Source organism: Pseudolysinimonas sp., from assembly GCF_031389465.1.
Lineage (GTDB): Bacteria > Actinomycetota > Actinomycetes > Actinomycetales > Microbacteriaceae > Pseudolysinimonas_A.
In genome coordinates, this window is sequence record NZ_JANMSQ010000259.1 from 1 (window position 1) to 7,262 (window position 7,262).

The 7,262-nt window shown below is 68.6% G+C and carries 8 protein-coding genes; 7 read left to right on the forward strand and 1 reads right to left on the reverse strand.

The annotated features are described in order from the left end of the window. Nucleotides 1–233: hypothetical protein (locus RMO30_RS10340; RefSeq protein ID WP_309712941.1), on the forward strand; the 233-nt coding region annotated here is incomplete at its 5' end. Between the two features lie 90 nt (nt 234–323). Next, nucleotides 324–1,256, forward strand: coding sequence for a GNAT family N-acetyltransferase (locus RMO30_RS10345; RefSeq protein ID WP_309712944.1), 933 nt, complete (start codon nt 324–326; stop codon nt 1,254–1,256). Between the two features lie 73 nt (nt 1,257–1,329). Here the strand turns inward: RMO30_RS10345 and RMO30_RS10350 are convergent, their stop codons facing one another. After that, a complete protein-coding gene (locus tag RMO30_RS10350; RefSeq protein ID WP_309712947.1) occupies nt 1,330–3,210 on the reverse strand; it encodes an acyltransferase family protein in 1,881 nt (626 codons plus the stop codon). Nucleotides 3,211–3,241: 31 nt separating this feature from the next. Between RMO30_RS10350 and truA the strand changes: the two genes are divergently transcribed. The 5 genes from truA (at nt 3,242) to RMO30_RS10375 (ending at nt 7,206) form a co-directional block, all read left to right on the forward strand. Beyond that, nucleotides 3,242–4,165 carry a tRNA pseudouridine(38-40) synthase TruA gene (gene truA, locus RMO30_RS10355; protein WP_397427923.1) on the forward strand — a complete coding sequence of 308 codons (924 nt, stop codon included), beginning with the start codon at nt 3,242–3,244 and terminating at the stop codon, nt 4,163–4,165. A 147-nt stretch (nt 4,166–4,312) separates the two neighbouring features. Continuing rightward, nucleotides 4,313–4,759 carry a 50S ribosomal protein L13 gene (rplM, locus tag RMO30_RS10360; protein ID WP_309712952.1) on the forward strand — a complete coding sequence of 149 codons (447 nt, stop codon included), beginning with the start codon at nt 4,313–4,315 and terminating at the stop codon, nt 4,757–4,759. A 13-nt stretch (nt 4,760–4,772) separates the two neighbouring features. Then, nucleotides 4,773–5,264: a 30S ribosomal protein S9 gene (gene rpsI / locus RMO30_RS10365; protein WP_309712956.1), complete on the forward strand. Its 492-nt coding sequence runs from the start codon at nt 4,773–4,775 to the stop codon at nt 5,262–5,264. 19 nt (nt 5,265–5,283) lie between these two features. After that, complete coding sequence (gene glmM, locus RMO30_RS10370) at nt 5,284–6,651, forward strand: phosphoglucosamine mutase (RefSeq protein ID WP_309712958.1); 1,368 nt, start codon at nt 5,284–5,286, stop codon at nt 6,649–6,651. A 27-nt stretch (nt 6,652–6,678) separates the two neighbouring features. Next, a complete protein-coding gene (locus RMO30_RS10375) occupies nt 6,679–7,206 on the forward strand; it encodes a hypothetical protein (protein ID WP_309712962.1) in 528 nt (175 codons plus the stop codon). Nucleotides 7,207–7,262: the final 56 nt, after the last annotated feature.

Sequence of the window (7,262 nt, forward strand, 5' to 3'; positions counted from 1 at the left end):
AACTCGTGCTCGAGCCGGTCGTGAAGAAGCCGTCTGCCAAGAAGGCTGCGGTAGCGAAGGCCGCGGCCGAAAAGCCCGCCAAGGTCACGAAGCCCGCCGCCGAGGAAGCTCCGGCCGAGGAGACCGAGGTTGCCGAGGCGCCCGTCGAAGAGACCGCCGTCGAGGAGGTCGCCGTCGAGGAGACCCCTGAGGCCGCCGCGGACGAGGCTCCCGCCGAGGACGACGCGAAGTAGTACCCCGTGACGGGCCCGTTGAGTGCTCGAGTCACCGCGTCAGCGGGACTCGATCTCCCGGCGGGCCCGTTCGGCGTTTCCTGGAGACGGGTGACGTTCAACGATGTCGATGCGCTCGTCGAGTTGTACGCCGCGATCGCTGCGGCCGACCACCCGGAGTGGACGGAGACACGCGAAGAGATCGAGGAGGAGTTGCACCACTCCTGGATCGATCTCGCCGCCGACAGTGTCATCGCGGAAGCCGACGGTGAGATCGTGGCGACCGGTCTGCAGATCGCCACCCCCGATCCCGAGACGATCGTGCGATCAATCGCGTTCGGCGGCGTGCGCCCCTCGCATCGCGGTAGAGGCATCGGTCTCACGCTGACGGAGTGGCACCGCGCACGCGGGCGGCAGCAGCTGGCAGCATCCGATCTCGACCTGCCCGGCTGGCTGATGTTCTACGTCGATGAGCGCAATACGAGTCAGATGCGGCTCGCCGACAGGCTCGGTCTGCCGTTGGTGAGGTATTTCACGAAGATGGAGCGCGATCTCGCGCTCGACATCCCCGATCTGGCGCTGCCCGACGGGCTCGAGCTGGCAATCCCGACGGCCGCCGACAGTGCCCGCATCCTCGATGCGAAGAACAACTCGTTCCGTGACCACTGGGGGAGCCAGCCGAGCACCGAGGAGGGCTGGAACTCGATGATGGGGCAGCCGACCTCGCGATTCGACCTCTCGGTGATCGCGCTTGAGGGCGACACTGTGGTGGGCTTCGTGATGACCCAGGTGAACCCCGACGACTTTGTGTTGCAGGGCTACGCAGGCGGGTACATCCCGCTCGTCGGAGTCACCCGCGCCTGGCGCCGGAAGGGGGTGGCACCCGCACTGCTCGCGGCCGCCTTCCGGCTCTACCGGGCGGAGGGTCACGAGAAGGTGTCCCTGGATGTCGACAGCGAGAACCCGTCGGGAGCGCTGAGCCTCTACACCGGGATGGGCTTCGTGCCCGACACCCGCAGCGTCGCGTTCGTCGAAGAGTTCTGAGGGCTATTTGCCCAAGATGGCCGTCTTTTTGGCGCAGAAGTGGGCCATCTTGGGCAAATAGCCGAATCGCGGGTTAGAACGGGGTCGGCACCGACAGGTCGGCGGATTCGTCGCGCAGCGGCGGCAACGCGGCGAGCCGGTCCACCGCGTCGGTCACCGCGGCGGCGAAGATCCCTGCGCCGATGGGTCCGAAGTGCACCTGATCCCGCGCCATCTCGTGCAGGTAGGGCTGGATGGCGTCGTGCCAGTTTGCGAGTTCAACGTTGCGATAAACGAGCGCGAACGACGACAGTTCCGCGTTGACTCCGGGAATCCACCCGCGTGGGGCTTGGGCATTCACGACCACGAGTTCGCGACCGGGACCGATGAGCTGACGCACCTCTTCGAGCGTGCTCCGCTCGATCGGGCCGTTCGTACCCAGTGCGATCACGACGACAGGGCGAAGTGTGCCTGCGGCGGCGTGGGCCTGCACGATTGCCGGGGCGGTGTACATCGAACGTGACACCGAGGCGTCGATCGCAATGCCCGGGTAGGCGGCCTGCATGGCAGGGGCGGCGGCGAGCAACACGGAGTCGCCGATCGCGGTGATCTCCTCGCCGGTCGTGACGGCATCCTCAACGTCCTCAACTGCGGGTACGGGCGGCGGGAGGACGGCGTCGTCGATGGCTTCTTGCCCGGCCTCGATGAACGCCTGAGCCTCGCCTTGGCCCGGATCGGCGACCAGTGCCGCGACACTCGTGCCCGCGAGACCGGTGACGAGCACCATGGCGAACATGGCACCGAACGCCCGGCGGCTGCGCGGCGCGGCATCCAGCACGGCGCGCGCGGTGGCTCGGAACCCGTGTCGACGGATCGGCTGCTCGATGAAGCGATAGGAGAGGGCCGCAGCGATCACGGTGGTCGCGAGAGCGATCCCGCCGAGCGCAGTGGCCTCCCACCCTTCTCGCGGCCAGGTCGGGAGGGCGGAGCCGACGAGCACGAAGACCGGCCAATGCCAGAGGTAGAGGCCGTAGCTGCGCAGCCCGACCCATCGGATGGGCGCGAGGTCGAGCACGCGAGCGAGGAGCGAGCCGGGCACGAGGAGCGCGGCGATGGCGACGGCGGTCAGCACGGCGACGAGGGCGAGCCCGCCGCGGTAGGTCAGGTCGAGGTCCCCGCTCATCAGCACCGCGAGCGCGACGAGAGCCGCAATCGCGAGCGTGCCGCCCAGGCCGAGCGTCCAGCGCGCGATCCGGGAGGTCAACCTCCCCGGTGGCTCGGCCCCCGCGCCAGCACCCCGGCCGAGCAGCAGCACCGCGAGGAACGCCCCGACCGCGAGCCCGAACGCGTGGGTGTCGGTGCCGTAGTAGACGCGGGTCGCATCGATCGGGGCGTAGGTCATTGCCATCCAGGCCGCCGACGCGACCGCGAGCGCGCCGATCGAGACGAGCTTCGTCCACCGCGGAAGGCGCACGAGCACCAGCACCACGAGAAGCGGCCAGACGACGTAGAACTGTTCCTCGACGGCCAGCGACCATAGGTTGCGGAACAGTTCGGGCACTGTCTCGTCGAAGTACGACGCGCCTTGGGCGATGAACAACCAGTTGCTCGAGAAGGTCATCGCCCCGACCACCTGGGTGCCGAGTCCGACGAGTACGTCACCGCCGACGAACAGTGCGGCGCTGCAGCAGGCAAGCAGCAGGATGCCGAGCGCAGGGAGCAGGCGCCTCGCGCGCCGCACCCAGAAACCGCGCAACGAGATCCGCCCGGTTGCTGCTCGTTCGCGCAGCAGCAATGTGGTGATGAGGAATCCACTCACAACGAAAAAGATGTCGACACCGAGATAACCGCCGATGAGGGTTCCCGGGAGGAGGTGGAAGACGATCACCGTGCTGACGGCAAGCGCCCGGATACCGTCGAGACCCGGCACGCGGAAGCGTTCGGGTGAGGCGGTCGGGCTCGTCGTTGAGGTCATTTTCGAAGGAGGTCGGCGGGGTAGGCCCGACATGAACCAGGGTAACCCGGTACGGCAGACTCGTTCTGTGAACCGCATCCGTCTCGATCTCGCCTACGACGGCGGGGGTTTCGCGGGCTGGGCGAAGCAGCCGGGGCTTCGTACCGTGCAGGGCGAACTCGAAACCGCGCTCGCGACGATCTTTCGCAAGGTCGGAGCGGCGCCCACGATCACCGTCGCCGGCCGCACCGATGTCGGGGTGCACGCCACCGGGCAGGTCGTTCACGTCGATCTCGAGGCCGCCCAAGTCGCCGACCTCGATCGTCCGCGCCGCGGGGGTCCGGCGCCGATCGGGCTCACCGCGCTCGTGCGGCGTCTCAACGGCATCGCCGGCGCCTCGGGTGACGTACAGGTGCAGCGCGCGACCTTCGCGCCGCCCGGGTTCGATGCCCGCTTCTCGGCGGTTTGGCGGCGCTACGAGTACCGCATCGCTGACGCCGCCGCCCTGCGTGACCCCCGGCGACGCGGCTTCGAGGTGTGGCATCCCACCGCTCTTGACGGCGACGCGATGGATGAGGCCGCGCGAAGCCTGCTCGGCCTGCACGACTTCGCGTCATTCTGCCGGCCCCGGGAGGGGGCGACGACCATCCGCACCCTGCAGGAATTCGGGTGGGCCCGGGATGCCGACGGGGTGCTGGTTGCGCACGCGCGGGCCGACGCCTTCTGCCGCTCGATGGTGCGCGCCTTGGTGGGGGCATGTGTCGCCGCGGGTGATGGGCGGCTGGCCACTCGCCGGGTTCCCGAACTCAGGGATGCGACCGCCCGCACCGCCGAGTTCGCTGTCGCGCCAGCCAAGGGGCTGACGCTCGCCGAAGTGGGCTACCCGGCGGACGACGAACTCGCCGCCCGCGCCGAGCAGACCCGTGCACGACGGGATGCGCCGGGCTCGTTTGACCCGGATGGCGGGCTGGACTAGTCTTACGAGGTTGCCTCCATCCGGAAGCAGCGATCCGAGCCCTCCACCGCAGGGTTTCGGCTGTGCCCTCAGCGCTTGACGCGCGACACAGCGGAAACGCTCACCGGAGCGGGATTCACGATCTCCTCGAAGAAAGCAGTTCACACTGTGACGCGTACGTTCAGCCCCAAGCCGGCGGACATCAAGCGCGACTGGGTCGTCATCGACGCGACCGATGTCGTGCTGGGTCGTCTGGCCAGCCACGCCGCCGCCCTCCTCCGCGGCAAGCACAAGCCGACCTTCGCCCCGCACATGGACATGGGTGACTTCGTCATCGTCGTCAATGCGGAGAAGGTCGCGCTCACCGGTCAGAAGCTCGAGAAGAAGCTCGCCTACCGCCACTCCGGCTACCCGGGCGGCCTCTCGGCTCAGACCTACGTCGAGATGCTCGAGAAGCACCCCACGCGTGCGGTCGAAAAGGCCATCCGCGGGATGCTGCCGAAGAACTCGCTGGGCCGTGCCCAGATCAAGAAGCTCAAGGTCTACGCGGGCGCCGAGCACCCGCACGCTGCGCAGCAGCCCAAGGCCTACACCCTGACTCAGGTCGCCCAGTAAGGACCCCGGCAAAATGGCCAAGATCGAAGACATTGTTTCCGACGAGGTGCTGACCTCGTTCAGCACCGAGACCCCGAGCGAGCAGGCCGTCGAGCCGCGCACGCCGCGCATCCTCAACGTTCCCGGCGCTGCCGTGGGCCGTCGCAAGGAGGCCATTGCACGGGTGCGCATCAACCCGGGCTCCGGCACCTTCAAGGTGAACGGGCGCACGCTCGAGGAGTACTTCCCGAACAAGCTGCACCAGCAGCTGATCACCGACCCGTTCACGGTGCTCGACCTCGTCGGCAGCTACGACGTGATCGCGAAGATCACCGGCGGTGGCCCATCCGGCCAGGCCGGTGCGCTCCGCCTCGCGATCGCCCGCTCGCTCAACGAGATCGACCGCGAGAACAACCGTCCTGCGCTCAAGAAGGCGGGCTTCCTCACTCGGGATGCTCGCGTGATCGAGCGCAAGAAGGCCGGCCTCAAGAAGGCTCGCAAGGCCTCGCAGTTCTCGAAGCGCTAGTCTTCGGGCGCTCGCGCTCATGGCTCGACTCTTCGGAACCGACGGGGTGCGGGGGCTGGCGAACGGTGATGTCATCACCGGGCACTTCGCTCTCGGCCTCGCTCAGGCTGCCGCAACCGTTCTGACGCGGGGTCGGCATGCCGAGCGTCGGCGCGCGGAAGGCCGTCGTCCTCGAGCGGTGCTCGCGCGCGACCCGCGCATCTCTGGGGAGTTCATCTCATCGGCGGTCGCGGCGGGCCTCGCGAGCTCCGGGATCGACGTGCTCGATGCTGGGGTCATCCCGACCCCCGCGGTGGCGTTCCTGGTCGCCGACATCGGTGCCGACTTCGGCGTCGTCGTCTCGGCCTCCCACAACTCGGCGCCCGACAACGGCATCAAGTTCTTCGCCTATGGCGGCACGAAGCTGCCGGATGAGGTCGAGGATCGCATCGAAGCGTCCCTCGCGAGCCCCGAACTGCTGCCGACCGGCGCGGAGGTGGGCCGCATCCGCCGGTTCGCCGACGCCGAGGATCGCTACCTGCTCCACCTGCTCGGCACTCTCGAGGGCCTGCGGCTTGACGGTCTGCACGTCGTCATCGACTGCGCGAACGGCGCGGCGGCGGGCATCTCTCCGCAGCTGTTCGCCGACGCGGGTGCCACCGTCACCGTCATCGGGAACGACCCTGACGGGCTCAACATCAACGACGGCGTCGGATCGACCTACCTCGAGCCGCTTCGCGCGAAGGTGCTCGAACTGGGCGCCGATCTGGGGATCGCGCACGACGGCGACGCCGACCGTTGCCTCGCGATCGACCACACCGGTGCGGTGATCGACGGCGACCGCATCATGGCGATCCTGGCGATCTCGCTCCGGGATCGCGGGCTGCTGACCGACGACACGCTTGTCGCCACCGTGATGAGCAATCTCGGCCTGCGGGTAGCGATGGCCGAGCACGGCATCCGGCTGCTCGAGACCGCGGTCGGCGATCGGTACGTACTCGAGGCGCTGGCCGAGCACGGCCTTTCGCTCGGCGGCGAGCAGTCGGGGCACATCGTGATGCGCCGCTACTCGACGACAGGCGACGGCCTGCTGACCGGACTTCTGCTGGCGGCCGAGGTGGTGCGCACGGGTCGGACTCTCGCCGACCTGGCAAGCGTGATGACGGTCTACCCCCAGGTGCTCGTCAATGTGGGCGACGTCGACCTCTCCCGGCTCGACACCGACCCCGAGGTGGCGGAAGCCGTGCACGGAATCGAAACCCGCCTCGGCGACACCGGGCGAGTATTGTTGCGCCCGTCGGGCACCGAACCGCTGGTCCGTGTCATGGTCGAAGCAGCGGATGTCGCCGCCGCCGAGTCGCTCGCTGCGGAGCTCGCCGCGGTCGTGCGGGATCGGCTCGCGCGCTAGCTAGCTCGAGTCAATAGAATCGCCGCCATGCGGCTCAGGCTCGGTGTCTTTGCTCTCGTCTCTTTCGTGGCGGTTCTCGCGGCGATCGGGATCTCGTCGTTCGTCGTCGACCCCGAGAACATCGGGGTGCGCCTCGCGCTCTACGGGCTCGCGCTCGTCGCCGCTATCGGCGCGATTCTGTTCGCCATCTTCGCGATCGTCTCCCCGATGTTCGGACGCACCGGCGTGAAGCCGGTGCAGGTCGCTGAGGCGGTCGCGGCCGGTCGGCAGGCCTACGCGCGGGTCACGGCCGCCGTCCCGACCGGCGCCCAGCTGAACGGTTCCTATGCCTACGATGCCCGACTCGTGGTTGCCGCGACCGACGTGCCGGCCTACGAGGTCGCCGACCGCGTGCGGGTGCATCGCTCGGACGGCAAAGTTCCGGGTCGGGGCGAGCTCGTCACCGTCGTGCGGCTCGCCGCAGATTCCCCGCAGGTCGTGGTGACCGCCGGGCCGGCGTCGACGCCTCAGGATGCCGCGGTTCCGCAGGAGGCACCCGCCTGGCCCGGAAGGTGACGGCGTCGTGAACGTCGGTGGGACGATCGTGCGGATCGCTCTGCAGCTCGCCGCAG